This window comes from Salipiger sp. CCB-MM3, from assembly GCF_001687105.1.
GTDB lineage: Bacteria > Pseudomonadota > Alphaproteobacteria > Rhodobacterales > Rhodobacteraceae > Salipiger.
Map to the genome: position 1 here is coordinate 356835 of NZ_CP014596.1, position 23254 is coordinate 380088.

Below are 23254 nucleotides of genomic sequence, written 5' to 3' on the forward strand. Positions count from 1 at the left end.
TCAGCGCTCCAGATCGACCGGCACGTCGATGCGAATCTCTTCGCCAGACTCGAATCCCAGCGTCAGGCCGATCTGCGCGCCTTGATCGAGCGGGTGGGTGAGGCCCATCAGCATGACGTGGTCGCCGCCGCGGGCCAGCGCGTGGCTGCCACCGGCGGGAATCACCAGCCCGCCCTCAATCGGGCGCATCCGCATCACGCCATCCTCGCCTGCGATATGAGTGTGAAGCTCAGTCTTGGCGGCGGCGTCCGACTCAACCGAAACGAGTCGCGCGTCCTCGGGGCCGTCGTTGCGCAACGTCATGAAGATCGCGCCGGTGGGCGCCGAGGGCATGGCCGCGCGGGCGTAGGCATCCTCGACAATGATCTCAGCCTTGGCGTGTCCGGCTACCACTGTGGACAGCGCGAGCGCCATCGCCGCAAAAAGGTTCACCTGCATGTTTAACATTCCTCCCCAAACACCGAAGCTTACAGCGGTTTCGTGAACCATCCCCAGAGGCGACGCAAGGGCATGACGTGGGGATAACTTTTGGGGAAGGTTCGACAGCCCCGCTGAGCACAGCAGACCAAGCACATAAAAACAAACGAAAACAGCCCCGAAGCAGGCTGCTTCGGGGCTGTGGAAATCTCTGTGGACCAGATTAGGCTTGCGCCGTCTGAGCCTTTGCGATTTCTTTTTTGACTTTCAGCGCGTTGGCGCTCAGTTCGGTGTCCTTCGCCTTGGCGAGGAACTTGTCGAGGCCACCGCGGTGGTCGACCGAACGCAGAGCGGAAGCCGAGATGCGCAGCTTAACGCCGCGGCCAAGGGTTTCCGACTGCAGAGTAACGTCGTTCAGGTTGGGCAGAAAGCGACGCTTGGTTTTGTTGTTGGCGTGGCTCACGTTGTGGCCCGTCATGGGGCCTTTGCCGGTCAGTTCGCATACGCGCGACATTTGGTCCATTCCTTCATGTCTCGGGGCGAAAGCGGGCCTTCCGCCAATATCAAAGGGCGCCGCTTTCACAGCGCCCGGAATCTGGTCGCGCTTCTCTAGCTCCAAGGCCGGTTGGCGTCAAGTGCCCTTCCCGGCAAAGGCCGGTAGATAAGTCCGGAGGATTTCATCTGCCGCGCGCGCGGGCACTATCTCGCCGGATTCGACGCGGCTTGCAAGCGCCTCCATTGCGCCGCGTACCGGCTCCTGACGCAGCCGCGAGAGCAGCCCCTCGCGCACCTCTGCCTCGAACCAGTGGCGGGCCTGCTCGGCGCGGCGGGCGGCGAATTGACCGGCCTCGCGGCGCCAGTCGGTCAGCGCCTGCATCTCCTGCCACGCGGCCTCCAGCCCCGCCTCCTCGAGCGCCGAGACGGTGAGCGCCTTGGGAAAGCCGTCTGGGTCCTGCGGGCGCTTGCGCAGCAGCCGCAGCGCACCTGCATAGTCGGCGCAGGTGCGCGTCGCGGTGGCCTTGAGGTCGCCGTCGGCCTTGTTGATGAGGATGATGTCGGCGCTCTCCATGATGCCGCGCTTGACCCCCTGCAGCTCGTCGCCGCCCGCCGGGGCCAGCAGCAGCAGGAAGAGATCGGACATCTCGGCCACCATGGTCTCGGATTGCCCCACCCCCACGGTCTCGATCAGGATCACGTCGAAGCCAGCGGCCTCGCAGAGACCGATTGCCTCGCGCGTGCGGCGCGCCACACCGCCCAGTTGGGATTGCGCCGGAGAGGGCCGGATAAAGGCGTTGCGGTCGCGCGAGAGCCGCTCCATGCGGGTCTTGTCGCCGAGGATCGAGCCCCCCGAGCGCGCCGAGGAGGGATCGACCGCCAGCACGGCAACCTTGAGCCCCTGCCCCGTCAGCATCATGCCGAAGGCTTCGATGAAGGTGGATTTGCCGACGCCGGGCGTGCCCGAGAGGCCGATGCGCAGCCCTTCGCGGCCCCGGCCCTGCCCGCGCAGCCGCTCCATCAGCGCCGTTGCCTGCGCCCGGTGATCGGCCCGCCCGCTTTCCACCAGCGTGATTGCGCGTGCCAGAGCGCGCCGCTCCCCGGCCTCGATCCGTGCTGCCAGATCCTCGATATCCATGCCACCTCGCTCCGTTTGCCCCGATTTGGGCCACGGGCGCAGGCAATGTCCACCCGCGCGGTAGCACCGCGCGGAAAAATCGCAGCGAGATGAAAGAGCCTAGGCGGGCCCCGGAAAGAGTGTCAGCCGCGCAGCAACCGGTCCAGCACGTCGCAGCAGAGGTCCAGCTGGGCGCGGGCGATGGATTCGTCGGGCTGGTGCCCGTCCGCCATGGTGCCCGGCCCGCAGACCACTGTGGGAATCCCCAGCGCGGCAAAGAAACCCGCCTCGGTGCCATAGGAGACCTTGAGCGGCGCGGCATCGGGCAGCAGTGCCGCCAGAGGCGCGATCTCTGGCCGGGACGGGTCGGTGTCGAGCCCGGGATAGGCGCCGGTGCGGGTGATCTCGATCCCTTCGGGCAGGTCGCTTTCGATCCCCGCGAGGATGTCCTCGGCCCGCTCCTGCGCCAGATGGCGGATCTCGAACTCCACCTCGGCATGCTCGGGTACGATGTTGAGCGCCACGCCGCCCTGCATCCGTCCGGCGTGCACGGTGGAACTGGCGATATCATAGGCCGCGTCCTGCGCGCCCTGCTCGGCCAGCCTCTCCTGCGCGGCGCGCAGGGCCGCGATCAGCTCGGCGGCGAGATGCAGCGCATTGGTGAAGCGCGGCGCCATGGCCGAATGCTTCGCCTCGCCGTGGCAGGTGGCGCGGTAGCTCGCCTTGCCCTTGTGCCCGATGCCAAGACGCATCAGCGTTGGCTCTCCGACGATGCAGAGGTCGGGGCGGCCAAGCTCGGGGATCACCCGGTCGATCATCTGCGGGATGCCGCGGCAGCCCACTTCCTCATCCCAGCTGAGCGCGATCATCACCGGGCACTTGGGCGGCGCGTCGCGCAGCGTTTCGGCCAGAGCGAGCACGCAGGCGATGAACCCCTTCATATCGGTCGTCCCGCGCCCCAGCAGACGATCCCCGCGCCGGGTCAGGGAAAACGGATCGACGCTCCACCTCTGCCCATCCGTTGGCACCACATCGGTGTGGGCCGACAGCAGAACGCCCCCCTCGCCCTCGCCGAAGCGCGCCAGCAGCCCGGCTTTGGGTGCCCCCTCTGCCGCAATGCGGGTCACGGTGAAACCCGCCCGGTTCAGAAACCCCTCGACCCAGTCGATCAGCGCAAGGTTCGAACTCGCCGACACCGTGGGAAAGCCGACCAGCGTGGCGAGCAGTTCTTCGACGCGGGCCAGCCTCATGCGTCTGCCTCAAAGACCACGGCGCCATCGCAGATGGTGAGCGCGGCCCGGCAGGCGCCAGCACCCGCGACCAGCGCCCGCGGATCGCCATCGAGCAGCACCACATCCGCCGCCATGCCCGGCTGCAGCGCCCCGCGTGTGCTCTCGGCAAAGAGCGCATGGGCCCCGCCGAACGTATAAGCCTCGATCACCGCCTCGAAAGGAATGCGCTGGTCCGGCACATCCTCGGCCCACGGCTCTCGCGAGAGCGCCGAATGGATCGCATTGAACGGCGAGAGCGGCGCGGTCGGCCAGTCGGTGCCAAAGGCGAGCGTGGCACCCGCGTCCTGCAGGGTCTTCCATGGAAATGTGTCCTGCCAACGGTCACGGCCCATGATCGACACGGTCGGCTCGAGCGGCAGGCCGCTGGAGCCCGGCGGATGCACCGGCTGCATCGAGGCCACCACGTCGAGCGCAGCGAAGCGGGCCAGATCGTCTGGGTGCAGCATGTCGATATGCTCGACCCGGTGGCGGGCATCGCGGGCACCGTTCTTTGCGCGCGCCGCCTCATAGCCGTCGAGCGCCGTGCGCACGGCGGCATCGCCGACGCAATGCACCTGAATTTGCAGCCCCCTCGCATCGGCGTCTTCGCAAAGCGCGGTAAAGCGCTCGTGCGTGAACAGCGGCGCGCTGCGAAAGCCCTGACGGTCCGGGTAATCATCGGTGCGATAGGCGGTCCATGTGTCGAAGACGCCATCAAGGAACATCTTGATGCGGCCAAAGGAGAGCTTCTCCGAGCCTTTGCGCGTGGCGGCCTCGATCAACTCATTGATGCGGGTGTCGTCATGCGAGGGCGACAGCCGCATCGCCAGAGAGACGCGGATCGGCAGCGCGCCATCCCGCTCCATCTCCGAGAGCAACTCGGCCTGATAGAGGTTGCCGTCCATATTGACGGCGGTGGTGATCCCATAGGCCGCGCAGGCCTTCATCGCGGCGGCAATGGCAGCCTTGTCGGCGGCACGGTCGGCCTCGCTCACCGGGCCGGGCTCATCCCCCGCCATCGCCGCATTGTCGCGCCCGCCATGGGCCGAGAGCCTGCCGACGAGGCGCATGGCGTTGCCCTCGCGCAGCTCGCCGTTCGGTTTGCCATCCGGCCCGAGCACGATCTCGGCGTTCTTCACCTCCGGGATTTCATCCATCAGCCCCGCCGCGGCAAGCGCGGCGGTGTTGGCCCATGCGGTGTGCAGATCGACCGCGTAGACCATCAGCGGTTGATCGGGCAGCAGCGCATCAAGAGCATGTCGGTCGGGCCGCGTGCCGGGGCCGAGAATTTCATAATTCGCCGAAATGGCGCAGAGCAAAGGACTGCCTTCGCGGCCTTGGCGATAGGCGGTCAGCGCCGCCGCGAACGCTGCGCGGGTGTCGATCCCGAAGAGGTTCAACTGACCCAGCGTCACGCCGCCCTGAAAGAGGTGCAGATGACTGTCGCATAGGCCGGGCGAGACCCAAAGCCCCCCCGCCTCGATCCGCCGAGCGGGCATCTCTCCGTCTGGCATGGCGCCGGGCGTACCGATCCAGTCGATCCGCCCGTCCTTGAGCCGCAGGGACACGGGCGCGCGGCTGAAGATGTCGCGCGCATTGTGGATTTCGAGCGTCTGCGGGCTGGTGCGGGTCATGGCATCGGGGCTTTCGATCAATGGAAGGCGCCCGGCCAGAGCGTCTCCGGCCGGGCGTGGCAATTGCGGGTTCAGCGCTTATTGCAGCAGGTCGGTCCAGACCTTGGTCACCAGATCCTGCGCCGCGGGCGAGCAGGCCTTGGAGAATTCGACCGGCACCGTCGGGAACAGTTCGGGGGCGTTCTCGGGGGTGTATTTGGCTTTCTCGAGGTCCAGCTCCACCGGCGAAGAGTGGGCGTAGTAGTTGTACTGGATCGTCGCGTTCTCCACCTCGGACATGAAGTCGATGAACTGCTTCGCACCTTCGACGTTCTCGGCGCCCTTCGGCACGACGAAGCTGTCGAGCCAGCCCACGAGACCCTCTTTGGGCTCGGCGTAGACGATGTTCGAGCCCGCATTGCGGGTTTTCAGCACGTTGCCGTCCCACCAGAAGTGCGCGCCGACCTCACCTGTGCCGATGCGGTTTTCGATGTTGTCCGAGCTGTAGGCGGCCACGTCGGGCTTTTGCGCCATCAGCAGATCGTAGACCTTCTTCATCTCGGATTTGTCCTCCGAGCAGAAGGGCACGCCGAGATAGAGCTGCGCCGCGCCCACAACCTCATCCGGGTAAGACAGCGAGGCCACCTTGCCCTTCAGATCGGCGGGCGGGGTGAAATAGACCTCCCAGCTGTCGATCGGGCCCTCATAGACGTCGCGGTTCACCGCAAACCCTGCGGTGCCATAGGCGAGCGGGATCGAATAGGCGTTTTCAGGATCCCACCACTTGCCCTTCCATTTGTCGTCCACCTGCGCGTAGGCGGCGAGATCTTTCGCACCGATGTCTTCCAGCAGCCCCTCGTCGATCATGATCTTCACGAAGTGCTGCGAGGGGGTCACGATGTCATAGCCCGACGAGCCTGCCTGCAGCTTGGTCAGCGCATCCTCGTTAGACTGGAAACCGTCGGTGTTGACGGTCATGCCGGTCTGCGCCTCGAATTTCTCGATGAGTTCGGGGGCGATGGAATCCGACCAGGTGTAGAGATTGAGCGTGCCGCCCGCATGGGCCGGCAGCGCCAGCGCGACGGCGGTGGCCGCGCCGAGGAGGGTCTTGAGTTTCATGGATGTCTCTCCTGTTGGTTTTTCGTTGGGAGGTATCAGCCGCGCCGCATCGACCGGGCCGACAGGACCAGCGCGACGGTCGCGATGATGAGGGAAGCGAGGATCAGCAGGGTCGAGATCGCGTTGAGCTCGGGCGTGGTGCCCTGCTTGATCAGGCCGAAGATATAGACCGGCAGCGTCGTGGTGCCGCCGGTGGCGAGCAGGTTCGAAGTGATGAAATCGTCCATCGAGATCACGAAGGCCAACATCGCCCCGGCAAAGACGCCGGGCAGGATCAGCGGCAGCGTCACCCGCCGGAAGGCGGTGAAGGGGGATGCGTAAAGGTCTTTGGCGGCCTCTTCGTAGTCGCGGCTCATGCCCTGCATCCGGGCGCGGATCGGCAGGAAGGCAAACGGCGTGCAGAAAGTCGAATGCGCCACGATCAGCCGTGCCATGCCGTTCGAGAATCCCAGCTGCGAGAAGAGGATCAGCGAGGCCACGGCGACCACGATCTCGGGCAGCAGCAGCGGCAGGTTGACCACGGTCTCCGACAGGCGGCGAAAGCGCATGGTCTCGTTGCGGCTGAGCACCATGGCCGCCGAAAGCGCGACCAGCGTCGACACGGTGGTGGCGATGACCGCCACGGTCAGCGAGACGCGCAGCGCATCCAGAAGCGCGCGGTTGGTCAGCGCGGCCTCGTACCACTTCATCGAAAAGCCGGTCCACACCGAGACGAGACGGTTTTCGTTGAACGAGAACCAGATCACCACGGCGATGGGCGCGTAGAGCCACAGGAAGAACACCCAAGTGACCAGCCCCGCGCCGGGGTAGTGGCGGACGTTGTGCGCCTTGCTCATGCCCGAGCCTCCTTGCGCATCGCGCGGCGCGCGTTGATCAGCAGCACGATGACCACCATCGCCATCAGCACCAGCGCCACCGCGGCCCCGAAGGGCCAGTTGCGCGCGCCGCCGAATTGGGTCTGGATCAGCGTGCCCATCATCATCTGCTTGCCGCCGCCCAGCAGCATCGGCTCGAGCACCGTGCCGAGCGCCGGAACGAAGACCAGCACCGCGCCTGCGGCGAGCCCCGGCCATGTCAGCGGCAGGATCACCCGGCGCGCCGTGGTCCAGCGGCTGGCGTAAAGGTCAGCCCCTGCCTCCAGCAGCGCCGGGTCGAGCTTTTCGATCGCGGCGAAGACCGGCAGCACCATCAGCGGGATATAGCTGTAGACCATGCCCACCAGCATCGCGCCGGGGGTGAAGAGCAACGTGCCCTCGCCGCCGATCCAGTGCCAGAAGCGGCCCAAGAAACCCTCGTTTCCGAGAATGATCAGCCACGCATAGACCCGCACGATCATCGACACCCAGAACGGCAACGTCACAAGATAGATCAAAATCGCCTTCATCCGCGGCGGGCGGGTGGCGATCACATAGGCCACGGGCAACGCGAGGATCATGCAGATCAGCGTCGTGGCCCCGGCCAGCAGCAGCGTGCGGGCGATGATGGCCAGATACTTGGGATCGAAGACGAGATTGCCATCCCAATCCTCGCTGAACAGGATGCCGCGATAGGAGAGCGGGTTGAAATCCCACGCAAAGCCGCCGTAGGAGCCGCGCTCGGCCACCGAGACGGCGGCGACGATCAGCAGCGGGACCATCAGCGTGCCCAGCATCAGCACCCATGCGGGCATCAGGCCCCAGATGCGCGCGCCCCTCATTGCGCCAGCACCCGCACCGACTCGTCGCGAAAGCCAAGGCGGACCTCCTGCCCGATGGCGTAGCTTTCGGCCTGACTGAGCGCATTGCGGCGCGAGACGCGCAGGCTTGCACCGCCGGTCTCGACGACGAAATGCGTATAGCCGCCCATATAGTTGCGCGACCGGATGGTGCCGGTCATCACGTTGCCCGTGGCCTGATCCTGTAGGCCGATCTTCTCGGGGCGCAGCGACATGGTGGCCGGGCCGGTGCCGGTCAGCCCCTTTTGCGCCGCGTCGAACTCCAGTCCCAGCGGTGTGCGGATCCGCGCCCGCGCGCCGTCCAGCGAGATCACCTCGGCGTCGAGGAAATTGCTCTCACCGATGAAGTCGGCGACAAAGCGGTTCTCAGGCTCTTCGTAGATCTCGGCGGGCGTGCCGATCTGCTGCACCCGTCCCTGCCCCAGCACGCAGATGCGGTCGGACATGTCGAGCGCCTCTTCTTGATCGTGAGTGACGAAGATGAAGGTGATGCCGGTCTTGCGCTGCAGCGCGCGCAACTCGTCGCGCATGGCTTGCCGCAGCTTCAGGTCGAGCGCAGAGAGCGGCTCGTCCAGCAGCAGCACCTTGGGTTCGGGGGCGAGCGCGCGGGCCAATGCGATGCGCTGGCGTTGCCCACCCGAAAGCTGATCGGGGCGGCGGCTGGCAAAGGCGGTCATATGCACCAGCTCGAGCATCTCGGCGACGCGGGCCTCGCGCCGCGCCTTGTCCCAGCCGAGGTTCTCGAGGCCGAAGGCGATGTTCTGCGCCAGCGTCATATGCGGAAAGAGCGCATAGCTCTGAAAGACGGTGTTCACCCGCCGCTTGTGCGCGGGCAGTTGGTCGATCTCCTGCCCAAAGAGCACGATCGCGCCCTCGCTGGGGGTCTCGAAGCCGGCGATCATCCGCAGCAGCGTGGTCTTGCCGCAGCCCGAAGGCCCCAGCAGGGTGAAGAACTCGTTCTCGTGGATGGTGAAATCGACGTGGTCGAGCGCCTGATAGTCGCCGAAGCGTTTCGAGACGTTGAAGACTTCTACGGCCTTTCCGCGTGTCATGGTGAGATCCCTGTGTCTGGGGCCCGGCGCCGCCCTCCCCTGCGGCGCCGGACGGGGGGTTAGGCGAGTTGCGTGACCTCGCGGCGGAACGGCAGCGCGTCGCCGATGTCGGGCATGTCGAGCTCGCGGGCGTAGCGGTGACCGGCGTAGGTGGCCCATGCGATCGGGCCGGGGGCTGCCGCATCCCCGATCAGCTTGACCGACTTGATGCCAGCGTCGGCCCACTCGTCCTCACGCGCCTTCAGCTCGTGGTAGAGCGCATCATCAGAGATGCGGGAGGCGACCATCACCACGGCCTCGCAGCCGATGGCCGAGGTCTGGCCGGTGTAGGTGCATTCGGTCACGACCTCGCCCGCCTTCAATTCGGCGATGCCGGTGTTGAGCACGATCTTCACGCCCGCCTCGACCAGCCGCTTGTGGATCGCCGCCTGTTCGAGCGTGTTGAGCGTCCAGTCCGACACATAGGCCGAGGGGGTGACGAAGGTCACCTTGCAGCCTGCCTTGGCCAGCAACTCGGCGATGACGCCGCCCATGTAGTAGTGATCGTCGTCGAAAAGCACGACCTCGCCCTTGGGCAACTGGCCCGCCATGATGTCGTCGGGGGTGAAGACCGGCATCGCCGGATCGGCGGGCATCGGCACCACGTGCTGGCGCGAGACCCCATCGGCGCGCCAATGCGAGCCGGTGGCGATGCACACGTTCTCGAAACCGAACTCGAGGATGTCCTGCGCGGTGAGGCGGCTGTCGAAATAGGTCTCGGCATTTGCGCGCTGCGACAGCTGATAGCTGCGATAATCGACCACGCGGCCCCATGCCGAAAGCCCGGGCAGCAGCCGCTCACGAGCGACACGGCCGCCCAGTTCGGTGCCCGCCTCGGCCAGCGCCACGTCATAGCCGCGCACCGCCAGCGCACGTGCCGCTTCGAGACCGGCAGGGCCCGCCCCGACGATCAGCGCGTTCGAGCTGCCGCCTTTGGCGTTCATCGTCTCGGGGTGCCAATCCTTGCGCCACTCTTCCATGAAGGTGGGGTTTTGGGTGCAGCGGCTGATCGACATGGTCATGTCGCCAGTGATGCAGATGTTGCAGCCGATGCATTCCCGGATGTCCTCGATCCGGCCTTCCTCGATCTTCTTGGGCAGGAAGGGATCGGCGATCGACGGGCGGGCGCAGCCGATGAAGTCGAGCACGCCCTGCCGCACCAGCCGTGCCATCACATCAGGCGAGGTGAAGCGGCCGACGCCAACCACCGGCTTTGAGGTCAGCTCGCGGATGCCGTTGACCAGCACTTCCTGCGCCGCCTCTTCCTTGAAACGCGAGGGGCCCGAGCAGTCTTCCCAAGTGCCCTGCGCCAGATCCCAGAGGTCCGGCAGGTCGGCGTTCATCTCGATGAACTCGCGCACTTCGGCGTTGGAAAAGCCAAGCTGGCCGATGGTCTCGTCGAGGCTGACACGCAGGGTGATGCCCATGGTGTCGCCCACCGCGTCGCGCATGTCGGCGATCACCTCGTTGACGAAGCGGGCGCGGTTCTCCAGCGAGCCGCCGTATTCGTCGGTGCGCTGGTTGGTGGCGCGCGACAGGAAGTGCTGGAAGATGCCGAAGCCATGCGCGCCGTAGAGGCAGATCAGGTCGAACCCGGCGATCTTCGAGCGCTTGGCGGCATTGACGAACCAGCGGCGCAGATCGCGGATGTCGGTCTTGTCCATCGCGCGCGCCTGCACCGGGTCATTGGTGAAGGTGCGGATCGGTAGTGCCGAGGGGGCCAGCGGCACCTCCTTGGTGTAGAGGTTCGGGCCGTTGATGCCGGAATAGGCCAACTGGATGCCAGCCAGCGCGCCGTTGGTCTTCATCGCGTCGGACATGCGGCGCAGCGCGGGGATGTCGGCGTCGTCCCAGAGGCGCTGCTCGATGAACGGGGTGATCTCCGAGGTGTGGTGCATCTCGGTCTGCTCGGTGAAGATCACGCCCCAGCCACCCTCGGCCTTCACGCCGCGCATGGCCGCAACGGCAGAGGGGTCGCGATAGCCGCCGCCGTTGCAATGCGGCACTTGGTAGAACCGGTTCTTCGCGGTCAGCGGGCCGATCTTGGCGGGTTCGAACAGGATATCGTAGCTGGGGTTTCGCACCGTCTTCTCCTTGCGGCGTGTCGTCGTGCCGGGCTCGGTGCTTTGATCGGTCGGAGTAAGGTTCGAGTAAATTATACCTTCTGAAAGCTTGAGTTAGCCTCACCCTAATCGCTGAATTAGGGTGCAGCTTGCCTGCGCAGCATTTGGCGTAAAAAATGAAATTGGGTCAGATATATAGCGCCGTCACGGGCGCATCTGCAGGCCCGGAGCGCGGGTCTCGGTGATCTCGGCCTGCGCGTGATCAATGAAGGCTCGGATCGTCCGGGAACTACGCGCGCCCTCGCTCATCAGCAGCCCGAGCTTGAGCGTCCGCACAGGTCCGGTCATCGGGATGAACTTCAGGCGGCGGCCATCTGGGGCAAGGTCGGTCGCCGGGTGGGTGTTGCCCATGCCATAGCCGAACCCATTGGCCACCAGCGAGCGCATCACCGCGATGTCGCGGGTGCGTTCGGCAATCATCGGTGTGATCCCGAGCTTGGTGAAGAACGACAGGAAGTACTCACCGCTCATCGGCAGGTCGAGCAGCACCATGGGATAATCCGACAGCTCGGCAGGGGTGACGCTGTCGAGCGCCGCCAACTCGTGCCCCTCGTGCACCAAGGCGAAGGGCGGAAGCTCGATCAGCGGCAGGAATTCGAGGTCGGAAGGCACGTTCAGATCATAGGTCAGCGCCACGTCGATCCGCGCCGAGCGCAGCCCGTCGAACAGCTCTTGCTGATCACGCTCGAACTGGTGGAACTCGACGTCGGGCCACGCATCGACAAAGCTGCGGCGCAGCTGCGGCAGCACGATCTGCGCGAAGGTCAGCAGGCAGCCCACGTTGAGCGGGCCGCGCACCTGCCCCGAGATGTCATTGGCGAGATCGTTGAGCGTCGCGGCCTTCTCGAGCAGGTCGCGCGCCACGGTCATGAAACGCGCCCCGCCCTGCGTCAGCGACAGCCCGTGGGCATGGCGGCGGATGAACAGCTGCAGGCCGAACTCTGCCTCCAGCTGCGAGATCGCCGCTGAGATCGACGGAGAGGAGACATTCACCTTTTCAGCCGCGAGCGCGATCGAGCCGCATTCGCCCACGGCAACGAAATATTCCATCTGGCGCAGGGTAAAGCGTAAGGGCACGTCTTCCTCCGGGACGGGGTGCGTTAGGCTTGCCCTAATACACCCCACCCCGCTGCGCCGGAACCCTCAATAGCTGATCCAGACGGTCTTCAGCGCCGAGTATTTGTCGAAGGAGTGGATCGATAGATCGCGGCCAAAGCCCGATTGCTTCATACCGCCAAAGGGGGTCATGGCCGAGAGCGCATCGACGGTGTTGACCGAGACCGTTCCCGCGACCAGCGCGTCCGAGACCGACATGGCGCGGCTGAGATCGCGGGTCCAGACCGAGGCGGCAAGGCCGTAGACGCTGTCATTGGCGATGGCGATGGCCTCGGCGTCGTCCTTGAAAGTCTGGATCGACAGCACCGGGCCAAAGATTTCCTCGCGGGCGATGCGCGCATCACGCGGGACATCCGCAAAGACCGTCGGCTGGATGAAAGCATCCGAGCCGCCAATCGTCAGCCGCTCACCGCCCGCGATCAGGCGGCTGTCCTGCTTGCCCGAGGCGAGGAAACCAGCGACGCGCTCGGCGTGCCGGGCATCGACCATGGCACCCATCTTCGTCTCGGGATCGAGCGGGTTGCCGGGCACAATGGCCTCGGCACGGGTCTTCATCCGCTGGATCATCTCTTCCGCGATGCTTTCATGCACCAGCATCCGAGAGTTGGCCGAACAGACCTCGCCCTGATTGAAGAAGATGCCGAAGGCGGCCTTGTCGGCGGCGGCATCAAGATCGGCGTCGGCGAAGATCAGGTTCGGGCTCTTGCCGCCGGTCTCCAGCCAGACCTGCTTCATGTTGCTCTCACCGGCGTAGCGCTGGAACATCTTGCCCACCTCGGTTGATCCGGTGAACACGAGGCAATCCACGTCCGGGTGACGACCAAGCGCCTGCCCGGCGTCTTCGCCAAAGCCCGGCACCACGTTCAGCACCCCGTCGGGCAGACCCGCCTCGGCGGCCAGTTCGGCAAGGCGCAGGGCCGACAGCGGCGATTGCTCGGCGGGCTTGAGCACCACCGAGTTGCCCGCCACCAATGCCGGGGCCAGCTTCCACGTGGCCATGTCGAGCGGGAAGTTCCACGGCACCACCGCGCCCACCACGCCAAGCGGCACCCGGCGGATCAGCGCCACGTCGCGCCCGCCGGTGGGGGCGACCTCATCATAGAGCTTGTCGATCGCCTCGGCGTGCCACTGGAAGAAATGCGCCGAGCCCGGCGCGTCGACGTTGACCGTCTCCCAGATCGGCTTGCCCATATCGAGCGTGTCGAGCAGCGCCAGTTCCTCGAGGTTCTCGCGCAGCAGGGTCGCGAGGCGCAGCATGACCTCCTTGCGCTCTCCCGGCGTCTTGCCCGACCAGCGCCGGTCCTCGAAGGCGTGCCGGGCGGCAGCCACGGCGCGGTCGATATCCTCGGCGCTGCCATGGGCGACATCGGTCAGCGTTTCGGCTGTGGCGGGGTTCACCGTCTCGAAGCGCGCGCCGGAAGCGGAGGGCACATAGCGTCCATCGATCCAGCATTGGGTGCGGAAGGTCAGCGCCGCGGCGCGGGTGGTGTAGTGCGAGAGGGTCTGCATTGTTTGTCTCCGGGCGGCGGCTGCGACGCGCCGCGATTGGTCTTGTCATATGCGCCCGCGCCCGGAGGGCAGCTTCCGGGCGCGGGCTATGGGAGTGGGTGGGATCAGGCGGGCTCTGTCACCGGTGCGACCGCCGGGGCATAGGCGAGATAGCCGCGCTGCTTGGCGATGTGATCGACCACATATTTCGCGTCGTGCCAGACGCCCCAAATGAACGAGGACCCGCGCCGCGTCTGCCAAGGCAGCCCGAGGAAATAGACACCCGGCGCGGTGGACACCCCGCGCTGGTGGCGCGGCTTTCCAGCCCCGTCCAGCGCATCGACCGCCAACCAGCTATAGTTGCAGTGAAATCCAGTGGCCCAGAGGATCGTGGTGATCCCGGCTTCGGCGAGATCGAGCGACAGGATCGGATCGGTCATGCAGGCCGGGTCCGTCCCAATGCGGCGGGCTTCGGGCTCCAGCGGCAGATCGAGACCATTGGCCGCCACATAGGCATCGGCCTCATCCAGCAGCGAAAGGTAATTGGCGTCGCCCGCCTCGATATTCCGCGCCAGATCAGGCGCGAAGCCAAAGGCGCCTTCCTCAAAGCTTTCGGTGCGGCCCAGCAGCACCATCCCGCGCGCGGCGAGCTTGCGGAAATCCACCGTGTGTCCGCCATGCGCACCGCTGACGGCGATGGTGGTGTGCTCGGACGCGGGATTGGCCTCGGCGTCCCATTTGTTGAGCACCCCCAGCCACCAGACGAAATCGCGGCCCCGGTAGGCGCGCGGCGGGCGGTCGTGCGGCCCCACCGAGAGATAGACCTTGCGCCCGGACGCAAGCAGCTCGTCCGCGATCTGCACACCCGAAGATCCCGCGCCAACGACCAGCACCGCGCCCTCGGCCAGCTGCGCTGGATTGCGGTACTGGCTGGAATGCATTTGCGCGACAGGCACCGAAGCGGGCACCAGCGGCGGGATCGACGGCTGCTGGAAGGCCCCGGTGGCCGAGATCACATAGTCGGCCTCGATCACACCATCGGAGGTTTCGACACGGAAGCCGGGACGGCCCTCAAGACGGCTGACCTTGGTCACTTCAACGCCGCAACGCACCGGCGCGTTGATCTGCTGCGCATAGGCTTCGAAGTAGTCAGCGACCTTTTCCTTGGGCACAAAGGCCTCTGGATCCCCCGCGAACTCCCGTCCGGGGAAGCGGTCGTGCCACGCCGGGCCGTTGGCGACCAGCGAATCCCAGCGCTCTGACCGCCAGCGCTCCGCGATGCGCTTTCTTTCGAGAACGATATGCGAAATGCCATTGGCGCCAAGATGCTCGCTCGCGGCGATCCCGGCCTGCCCGGCGCCGATGACGAGGGCTTCTGTCTTCTCAACCGACATCGGTGAGTCCTTCCGTACAAATCAGAGGGTCCAATTTCCTGAACCACGGAAGGGGCTGCTCAAGCCGAGCACCGGCAGGCAGAGATGCGGCTGTAGCGCACGAACGGCCTGCGGGTCAGCGTCTTAGCTCCCGACCGGGGTCTTCGCGGTGGAAGGTGCGCCAGCTATGAGTGAGAAAAAAGAAACCAATGCGTCACTACGGATTAGGCTCCACCTAATCCGTGCGCGAGCGGTGGTCAGCGCCCGCGCGGCTTGGCGCGCAGCGTCGGGTCGGCCTCGCGCGGGTCTTCGGGCCACGGATGCTTGGGGTATTGCGCCTTCATGTCCTTGCGCACATCGGCATAGGATCCCTGCCAGAAGCCCGGCAGGTCCATTGTCGTCTGCACCGGGCGGCGCGCCGGTGACAGAAGAGTCACGCGCAGCGGCTGCTTGCCAACCCTCGGGTGCTCGCGCTGGCCGAACATCTCTTGGATGCGCAGGGTGATCTCGGGGTGCTCGCCGGAGTAGTCGATGGGGATCTCGCGACCCAGCGGCGTAACGAACTTACCCGGCACCGACGCATCAAGCGCCTGCATCTGCCCCCAGTCGAGCCGCGCGCGCAGCGCAGGCAGAAGGTCGAAGCGCTTCCAGTCCTCGGCGGTCTTCACCCCGGTGAGATAGGGCAGCAGCCAGTCCTCGAGCTCTGCCATCAGCGCCTCCGGGCCCATGTCCGGCAGGCCCAGCCCCGCCTCGCGGCCAATCTCGACCCGCGCGCAGAAGCGGCGGGCGGCATCCGACAGCGCGAGCCCCAGATCGCGCACCCCCTCCAGCATGGCCTGCGCGATGGCCTCGGGGGGTGCCTCTTTCCACAAGCGGTCGTCGAGCGCGATGGCCCCGAACCGCTCTTGCCGACGCGCCACGACGCGGCGCTCGCGCTTCGACCACGCGCAGACATCATGCCAGGCGATCTGCGCGCCAAAGAGATCGCGCAGCTCGGATTCGCTGATCGGGATCGCCTGCCGGATGCGCGCCTCGCGCGGGTTGCCATCGGTGTCGGTGACCACGATCAGGCGGGTGCCGGCCAGCGGGTCCCCCTCATCCATCACCGCGCCCTTGCCGCCCGAGAGCTGGAAGCGCGGCGCATCGCCCTTACGGCGCAGACCGATCCGGTCGGGATAGGCCAGCGCCGCCTGCGCCGCGGGCGAGAGCGGATCGCCCGCGCTGCCTGCGCCGCCTGCGCGGGCGAGGCGCTTGGCCTCGGTCTTGATCCGCTCCAGCGCCGCGCGGTTCACCTCATAGGGGCGGCTCTGGCTGAAGCGGCGCAGATCGCGGATCGCCTCGAGCCGGAAGCCCAGATCCGACGGCGCGCCGCGCAGCGGATCGCGCTCGGCCAGCAACGCGGCAAGCGGCGCGGCCTTGGGCCCGGCGAGGCTGAGCATATGGGCCAGACGCGGGTGCAGCGGCAGGCGCGCCAGCGCGCGGCCATGCTCGGTGATCCGGCCAGAGCCATCAAGTGCGCCCAGCATCTTGAGCAGCGCGCAGGCCTCGGCATAGGCGCCGGGGTGCGGCGCGGTAAGGAACGGTAGATCCTCGGGTGTGGCGCCCCAGAGCGCCAGTTCCAGCGCCAGCCCCGACAGGTCGGCGGTTTCGATCTCGGCGGGAGGAAACGCCTGCAGCGCGCCCTCCTCGCCTTTGGTCCAGAGCTTGTAAGCGATGCCCTCGGCCACCCTGCCCCCGCGACCGGCGCGCTGCGTGGCCTCGGCGCGGGTGACCTTCTCGGTGACAAGACGCGACATGCCCGAGCCGGGATCGAAGCGTGCACGGCGGGCGCGGCCCCCGTCGACCACCACGCGGATGTCCTCGATGGTCAGCGAAGTCTCGGCGAGCGACGTGGCGAGCACCAGTTTGCGTCCCTGCGCCTCGGGCCGGATGGCGGCGCGCTGCGCGGCGAACTCCATGGCCCCAAAGAGCGGACGGATCGTCACATCCTTGGGGAGCCGCCCCTTGAGCAGCCCCTCGGTGCGGCGAATTTCGCCCTCCCCCGGCAGAAAGGCGAGGATGCCCCCGGTGGTTTCGCGCGCGGCACGCTCGATCAGCTCGGCCATCGCGGGCTCGAAGCGCTGGCCCTTGGGCACGGCGCGGTCAAGCCAGCGATCCTCGACAGGAAAGCTGCGGCCCTCGGAGGTGATGACCGGCGCCTGCATCAGCTCGCCCACCGGCCCCGCATCGAGCGTCGCCGACATGGCCAGCAGCAGCAGATCGTCGCGCAGCGCCCCGGCGATCTCGAGACATAGCGCCAGCCCCAGATCGGCGTTGAGCGAGCGTTCGTGGAACTCGTCGAAGATCACCGCGCCAATGCCCGCAAGCTCGGGGTCGACCTGAATCATCCGGGTGAGAATGCCCTCGGTGACCACCTCGATCCGGGTGGCTTTGGAGGTCTTGCTTTCGCCGCGGATGCGGTAGCCCACCGTCTCGCCCGCGGACTCGCCCAGCGTCTCGGCCATACGCGTGGCGGCGGCGCGCGCGGCAAGCCGGCGCGGCTCGAGCATCAGGATGCGGCCCTTGGTGAGCCCTGCTTTGAGCATCGCCAGCGGCACACGGGTAGTCTTGCCGGCGCCCGGCGGCGCCTGCAGCACCGCGCGGCCCTCGGCACGCAGGGCGGAAATGAGATCGGGAAGGGCGGCGTCGATGGGCAGATGATCCATGCGCGCGGTTATGCGGGATCGGCGCTGGCGCGTCGAGGGGCTGGCGGTGGTCGCACTCGCGTCGACGCGTTTGTTGGGGGCGCTGCCCCCGCCGCGCTGCGCGCGTCTCCCCCGGCGTATTTGGAAAGAGAAGAAGGACTCAGTTGGCGCTGACGCGGAAGACGCAGCCGTCCGAGATCAGCTGCGGCGGCGTGAGGCAGAGCCCCTTGGCCACGGTGAAGGCGGCCAGCACCTTGGGCACATAGTCGCGGGTTTCGGCGTAGGGCGGCACGCCCTGATACTGCGGGATGGAGTTTTCGCCGGCGTTATATCCGGCCAGCACGAGGATCGGATCGCCGTCGAACCGCTCCATAAGGAAATCGAGGAAAGCCACACCGCCCTTGATGTTCTGCACCGGATCGAGCGCATTGGCGACACCAAAGCGCGCCGCGGTGGCGGGCATCAGCTGCATCAGCCCCTGCGCCCCGGCACGGCTGACCGCATCGCTGCGCCCACCCGATTCCACCGCCATCACCGCCAGCGCGAGCGCCGGGGACACGCGGGATCCGACCGTGGCGCCGAGCAGGTCGCGGCCGTAGCGCGCGGCGATGTCCTGCAATTGCTGCAGCCGCGGCGCGTGCACGCCGCCGCCCTGTGGCGGGCTGGCGAGCTTGAGCAGCGCCGGCTCCAGCCGCCCCGGACCGGTGGCCGCCAGTTCCGGCGAGACCGCCTGCCAGAACCACGCGTAAGTGCCGCCGCCCTCGGCGCGGCCCCCCGCAGGCGGCGCCTCTGCCTCCGGCTCGCGCGCCAGCGGCACGGGTTTCGGCGGGGCTGGTGCAATCTGCACGGTGATCCGCTTCTTTGTGCCGGGTTTCGGAGGGGTCACGCGCTTGGCAGAGAAATCGGCGAAGGGCGCGGGCTGCTCCGCATATGACGAGATGGCGGAGAGGCTCACGAGCATCGCAAGCCCCGCGGATGCGAGAAGTCTGCCTGTGGAGGTCACTGCTGCCTGCCCAATCTGCCGCCGGTCCGGGTGTTCGGACTGCGGCGGCCTGCCTGAAAATCTGTGCCTGTATTTCTGCCTGCACCGCCGATGGTGCTGGCGCGCGTTGTTTCGACACTCTGCGTTTTGCCGCCCGACCTTCTGCGCTGCGGCGGATCGAGTCGTTTTTATGCGCCGGGCCAAGGCCAATGGCTGATATGAGTGTTGCACAGATCGGCTGGGCAACCAAGTCAAGCCACTGATTCCGTGCACAATCGTGGCAAATCCCCCCTTCGCTGGCGCGCTTTTGCCAGAAACGCCTCGAGATTCTCATAATTACCGATATAAAACATTGCCTTAGCTCGACGTCGCCACTTTCAAGCGCGACTGCAAAAACAATCCGATTGTGCCAAATTCCCGCCTCAATCCAGGGGCTTTATAGTCCCAGGCCGCGAGGGAACAGGGCAATGAGAGAGGCCCGCGAACGGGACCACGCCGGTTGAAGAAAGCAAACTGGATTTACGGAGAGACACAAATGCTTAAGTTCATCAAAAACTTCCGCAAGGATGAAGACGGCGCAGTGACTGTGGACTGGGTCGTGCTGACCGCAGCCGTGGTGGCCATGGCGCTCGGCGCCTACTCGATGATCGGCGACAGCGCGAACGCGCTGCTGTCCGCAACCGGCGACGCCGTTGGCGATCACGAGACCTCGCTGTTCGGCGGCTAATACTCCGCGCAACCGCGCATGAGATCGTATCGCCGGGTTGGGGAGCCCGGCGATACCACTTCGCCGACGATCCGAACGTCTGGTCGTCTCGAAACAACGGACTGGTCCGCCGCCAGTGTACCGCCGACACTCTGTCCCGCCGACAAGGATGACATGATGCGCAAGTTCCTGAGACGCTTTGCAAGCAATGAGGCCGGCGCAGTCACCGTCGACTGGGTCGTGCTCACCGCCGCCGTGGTCGCCCTCACAGGGATTGTCGCCTATGCGACGCGCAATTCCGCCTCCGACCTGCTTGGAACCGTCGGAACCGCCGTCGAAGAAGAAGCCAGCATCTTCGACTGACCTACTCCAACGCCGTCCCCAAGATCGGCATTTTCGGGCTGCTGAGCAGGTCCCGCTTCACCTCATGATTGCCGCCCGCGCAGGGCATTCCTCCGGCTGCACCCTATGGGCGCGGTCCGATGTGCGTTGGGGGCCGCTGACGCTTGGTCCGAGGCCCATTGGCCCTGTCCTTATCTCGCCCCCGCCCCGCAACTGCCGCGGTGAAAGCCCAGAACGGGCCAGTTTTCAACACAATCCTCGGGCATCTTCGGTGACTGGTAGCGCGCAGGAAACAGCCTGACGTGCGCAACAGGATGTATGGGCCGCGCGCGGCCCTGTCGCGAAAGGGTATGACATGCGACTGCTTTTCGGACTGGTTCTGATCGCGGGGCTCGGGCTTGCCGGCTTCGCTGTCTATATGGCGCAGAATTATATCGGCAGCTATCAGACCGCGCTGAAAGAAGAGCGCGCGAAATCGGTCGCAGCCGTGCCCATCAAGAAGATCTATGTGACCACCCGCGCCATCGCGCACGGCCAGATCGTCACGCCGGACGACGTCAAGCTGGCGCCTTGGCCGGTCGAGATCATGCCCGAAGGCGCATTCGACGCCGAAACGCCGCTGTTTCACGAAGGCGATGCGCCGCGCGTGGCCATGCGACCCATCGAGAAATTCGAAGCGGTGGTGCCCGTCAAGATCAGCGAGCCCGGCGGCGACGCGGGTCTGACCTCGCGGCTGGAGCCGGGACAGCGCGCCTTTGCCATCAAGGTCGACGTGCATTCGGGGGTGTCGGGCTTCCTGCGTCCGGGCGACCGCGTCGACGTCTATTGGACAGGCCGCGTCGCCACCGAAGACCTCAACCGCCCGCGCGGCGAGTTCACCAAGCTGATCCAGACCGGGGTACGCCTGCTCGCCATCGACCAGACCGCCGATATGGAAGACGCCGATGTGAACGTGGCGCGCTCGGTCACCGTGGCCGCCAGCCCGCAGCAGATCGCCTCGCTGGCGCAGGCGCAAAGCACCGGTCGCCTTTCGCTGTCGCTGATGAATGCCAATGACACCACCGTGGCCGAGGCCATCGAGGTGGACCAGCGCGTGCTGCTGGGCTTCGCCAAGAACCAGGCCGAGCCCGATCAGAAGCGCCCGCAGGTCTGCACCACCCGCGTGCGCCGCGGCGGCGAGGTGGCAGAGATCGCGATTCCCTGCACAAACTAACGTAGTATCAAAGGGTTGCTGCGCCCCTTGGCAGCCCCTCTGAGGCAAAGACACTCATGCGGGGCGCCCTTTGGGCGTCCCGTTTTCGTGAACGGAACTGCCTATTTGTTGCCATGGATCCACAGCAAGAGACGCAGCGAACCCATTGATTATTGCATAAAATCGGCATTGCGCGCAGAGTGACGGCAATTGCGGGCAAAAAGACCCGCCTCTGAGGCGTGATCGAAAGGCAGGTCACATGACAGCTGACAGCATCTTCAAGGCGGCCCTCTTCGGGCTGGCGCTGAGCGTGAGTGCCCTTGCCCCAGCGGCACAGGCCGAGAGCCTGCGCGTCGTCCGTACTGGCACCGAAAGCGCGCTGAGCGTTCCGATGAACCGCGCCGTCGTGGTGGAAAGCGACACGCCTTTCGCCGAGCTTTCAATCGCCAACCCCGCCATCGCTGACATCTCGTCGCTCTCGGATCGTACGATCTATGTGCTGGGCAAGACGCCGGGCACCACCACGCTCACCATTTTGGATGCGGCGGGGCAGCTGATCACCAATGTCGACGTGCGCGTCGCCGCCGATGTCACCGAGTTCAAAGAGCGTCTGCGGCAAATCCTTCCCGGCGAAAAGATCGAGGTGCGCACCGCGAACGACGGCATCGTGCTGTCCGGCACCGTGTCGAGCACGCAAAAGCTGCAGCGGGCCCTGGACCTCGCCGAACGCTATGCGCCCGAGCGCGTGTCGAACCTGATGTCGGTGGGCGGTGTGCAGCAGGTGATGCTGAAGGTGCGTTTCGCCGAGATGCAGCGCTCGGTCGCGAAGACTCTGCGCAGTTCGCTCTCGGTGGGCGGTGACCTGCTGGGCGGCGATCTCGGGCTCAACTCCGAATCCGGCAGCTGGCTGCAGAATGAGAACGAACTGGGCTCTGCCCTCACCCTCTCGGAAGACACCGAGGGTGCCGCGCTCTTTGGCTTCAACGCTGGCGGGCTCGAAGTGGGCATCCTGCTTGAAGCGCTGGAATCGAAAGGCGTGGTGCGCACGCTGGCCGAGCCCAACCTGACCGCGCTTTCGGGCCAAGAGGCGACCTTCCTCGCGGGCGGCGAATATCCGGTGCCGGTGGCGCAGGACGAGGGCTCGATCTCGGTCGAGTTCAAACCCTTCGGCGTCGAGCTGAACTTCATTCCCCGCGTGGTTGATGGCGATCTCATCAACCTTGAGCTGAAGGCCGCGGTCTCGTCGATCGACAGCACCAATGGCTTTGATCAGGAAAGCATCCGCATCGACGCCTTCCGCCGCCGCGAAACCTCGACCACCGTCGAGATGCGGGACGGCGAGAGCTTTGCCATCGCGGGACTGCTGCAGGATGATTTCACCGACCTCAACGGTCAGGTGCCGTGGCTTGGCGACGTGCCGGTGCTTGGCGCGCTGTTCCGCAGCGCCGAATATAGCCGCCAGCAGTCCGAACTGGTGATCATCGTCACGCCGCATCTGGTCACCCCGACCCGCGGTCAGGCGCTGGCGCTGCCGACCGACCGTGTCCGTCCGCCATCCGAGCGCGATCTCTTCCTTTATGGCCGCACCACCGACGAGGGCAAACGCCCGGTGCGGGGCGCGGCAGGCGAAGTCGCCAAGCAGGACTTCAGCGGCTCTTACGGCTATGTGATGGATTGATCTGATGCGGGCAGGACTGGTGCGGACAACACGGATGATGATCAAAGGCGGCAGTGCCGCCCTCGCGCTGGCGCTTGTCGCGGGCTGCTCGCAGCAGGAAACCGGCTCTGACGTCGACGGCGGCAACTTCGGCAACGCCACGATGAACAACTCGCTGGTGATGACCGGTCAGCAGAACTACGTGCTCGACCTCTCCAGCCGCTTTGCCTCCGAAGTGCCCAGCATGGTGAACTTTGCCTTCAACAGCACGGTACTCGATGCCGCTGCGCAGCAGGTGCTGCGCCAGCAGGCCACTTGGATCCGCCAATTCCCCGAGATTCGTTTCCGGGTCTACGGCCACACCGATCTGGTCGGCAATGCCGCCTACAATAAGTCGCTCGGCCTGCGCCGGGCGCAGGCGGTGGTGCGATTCCTTGCGACGCAGGGCATCTCGACGTCGCGGCTCGAGGCGGTGGTCTCCTTTGGCGAGACACAGCCGCTGATCGTCACCGAGGGCCGCGAGCGGCGCAACCGCCGCACGGTCACCGAAGTGTCGGGCTTCGTGCAGGATCACCCCAACCTGCTGGATGGCAAATACGCCGAGGTGATCTACCGCGAATATGTGCGCAGCGCGGAGCCGACCAGCACGGTCACCGGCACGACCCTGACGGGCGGCGGCGAGTAACGCCGGACCCGCAGGGGCCATCGTCCAAGAATACCGTACAATTACGGTTTTTCGGTCAAAATGTTGCCC

20 protein-coding genes are annotated in these 23254 nt (G+C 66.1%); 5 read left to right on the forward strand and 15 right to left on the reverse strand.

All coding sequences use genetic code 11. From position 1 onward, the window contains the following. The 15 genes from AYJ57_RS15525 to AYJ57_RS15595 all read right to left on the reverse strand — a co-directional run bounded on the left by AYJ57_RS15525 (position 1) and on the right by AYJ57_RS15595 (position 18582). Complete coding sequence (locus AYJ57_RS15525; protein ID WP_157374201.1) at positions 1–438, reverse strand: copper chaperone PCu(A)C; 438 nt, start codon at positions 436–438, stop codon at positions 1–3. Positions 439–640: 202 nt separating this feature from the next. After that, positions 641–931, reverse strand: coding sequence for a 50S ribosomal protein L28 (gene rpmB / locus AYJ57_RS15530; protein ID WP_066107943.1), 291 nt, complete (start codon positions 929–931; stop codon positions 641–643). 117 nt (positions 932–1048) lie between these two features. Continuing rightward, entirely contained in the window at positions 1049–2050 is a 1002-nt protein-coding gene (gene meaB / locus AYJ57_RS15535) for a methylmalonyl Co-A mutase-associated GTPase MeaB (protein ID WP_066107946.1), read from the reverse strand. Positions 2051–2172: 122 nt separating this feature from the next. Continuing rightward, on the reverse strand, positions 2173–3279 hold the full coding sequence (gene argE, locus AYJ57_RS15540; protein ID WP_066107949.1) for an acetylornithine deacetylase: 1107 nt from the start codon (positions 3277–3279) through the stop codon (positions 2173–2175). Beyond that, complete coding sequence (locus AYJ57_RS15545) at positions 3276–4934, reverse strand: amidohydrolase (RefSeq protein WP_066110386.1); 1659 nt, start codon at positions 4932–4934, stop codon at positions 3276–3278. Before AYJ57_RS15545 ends, argE begins: the two co-directional genes overlap by 4 nt. Positions 4935–5012: 78 nt before the next feature. Continuing rightward, entirely contained in the window at positions 5013–6032 is a 1020-nt protein-coding gene (locus AYJ57_RS15550; RefSeq protein WP_066107950.1) for an extracellular solute-binding protein, read from the reverse strand. A gap of 35 nt (positions 6033–6067) precedes the next feature. Next, on the reverse strand, positions 6068–6868 hold the full coding sequence (locus AYJ57_RS15555; protein WP_066107953.1) for an ABC transporter permease: 801 nt from the start codon (positions 6866–6868) through the stop codon (positions 6068–6070). Then, complete coding sequence (locus AYJ57_RS15560) at positions 6865–7728, reverse strand: ABC transporter permease (protein WP_066107956.1); 864 nt, start codon at positions 7726–7728, stop codon at positions 6865–6867. Before AYJ57_RS15560 ends, AYJ57_RS15555 begins: the two co-directional genes overlap by 4 nt. Next, positions 7725–8798, reverse strand: a complete 1074-nt coding sequence (locus tag AYJ57_RS15565) for an ABC transporter ATP-binding protein (protein WP_066107958.1) — start codon at positions 8796–8798, stop codon at positions 7725–7727. The genes AYJ57_RS15560 and AYJ57_RS15565 overlap by 4 nt, the downstream gene beginning before the upstream one ends. Before the next feature lie 59 nt (positions 8799–8857). After that, a complete protein-coding gene (locus AYJ57_RS15570) occupies positions 8858–10921 on the reverse strand; it encodes an oxidoreductase (protein WP_066107962.1) in 2064 nt (687 codons plus the stop codon). Positions 10922–11104: 183 nt separating this feature from the next. Continuing rightward, positions 11105–12037 (reverse strand): LysR family transcriptional regulator, encoded by a 933-nt coding sequence (locus AYJ57_RS15575; protein WP_066107968.1) that lies wholly within the window; start codon positions 12035–12037, stop codon positions 11105–11107. 66 nt (positions 12038–12103) lie between these two features. After that, complete coding sequence (locus AYJ57_RS15580; RefSeq protein WP_066107972.1) at positions 12104–13585, reverse strand: aldehyde dehydrogenase; 1482 nt, start codon at positions 13583–13585, stop codon at positions 12104–12106. 104 nt (positions 13586–13689) lie between these two features. Beyond that, positions 13690–14958 carry a flavin-containing monooxygenase gene (locus AYJ57_RS15585; RefSeq protein ID WP_066107974.1) on the reverse strand — a complete coding sequence of 423 codons (1269 nt, stop codon included), beginning with the start codon at positions 14956–14958 and terminating at the stop codon, positions 13690–13692. Positions 14959–15194: 236 nt separating this feature from the next. Next, positions 15195–17642, reverse strand: a complete 2448-nt coding sequence (gene hrpB / locus AYJ57_RS15590; protein ID WP_066107976.1) for an ATP-dependent helicase HrpB — start codon at positions 17640–17642, stop codon at positions 15195–15197. Positions 17643–17781: 139 nt separating this feature from the next. Continuing rightward, positions 17782–18582, reverse strand: a complete 801-nt coding sequence (locus tag AYJ57_RS15595) for a lytic transglycosylase domain-containing protein (RefSeq protein WP_066107979.1) — start codon at positions 18580–18582, stop codon at positions 17782–17784. Positions 18583–19138: 556 nt separating this feature from the next. Here AYJ57_RS15595 and AYJ57_RS15600 point away from each other — a divergent pair. The 5 genes from AYJ57_RS15600 to AYJ57_RS15620 all read left to right on the forward strand — a co-directional run bounded on the left by AYJ57_RS15600 (position 19139) and on the right by AYJ57_RS15620 (position 23185). Continuing rightward, positions 19139–19330 (forward strand): Flp family type IVb pilin, encoded by a 192-nt coding sequence (locus AYJ57_RS15600; protein ID WP_066107982.1) that lies wholly within the window; start codon positions 19139–19141, stop codon positions 19328–19330. Between the two features lie 153 nt (positions 19331–19483). Beyond that, on the forward strand, positions 19484–19672 hold the full coding sequence (locus AYJ57_RS15605; RefSeq protein WP_442974820.1) for a hypothetical protein: 189 nt from the start codon (positions 19484–19486) through the stop codon (positions 19670–19672). 334 nt (positions 19673–20006) lie between these two features. Continuing rightward, entirely contained in the window at positions 20007–20864 is an 858-nt protein-coding gene (cpaB, locus tag AYJ57_RS15610) for a Flp pilus assembly protein CpaB (protein WP_066107985.1), read from the forward strand. Between the two features lie 238 nt (positions 20865–21102). Further along, a complete protein-coding gene (locus AYJ57_RS15615) occupies positions 21103–22521 on the forward strand; it encodes a type II and III secretion system protein family protein (RefSeq protein WP_066107988.1) in 1419 nt (472 codons plus the stop codon). A gap of 37 nt (positions 22522–22558) precedes the next feature. Further along, a complete protein-coding gene (locus AYJ57_RS15620) occupies positions 22559–23185 on the forward strand; it encodes an OmpA family protein (protein ID WP_224906278.1) in 627 nt (208 codons plus the stop codon). Positions 23186–23254: the final 69 nt, after the last annotated feature.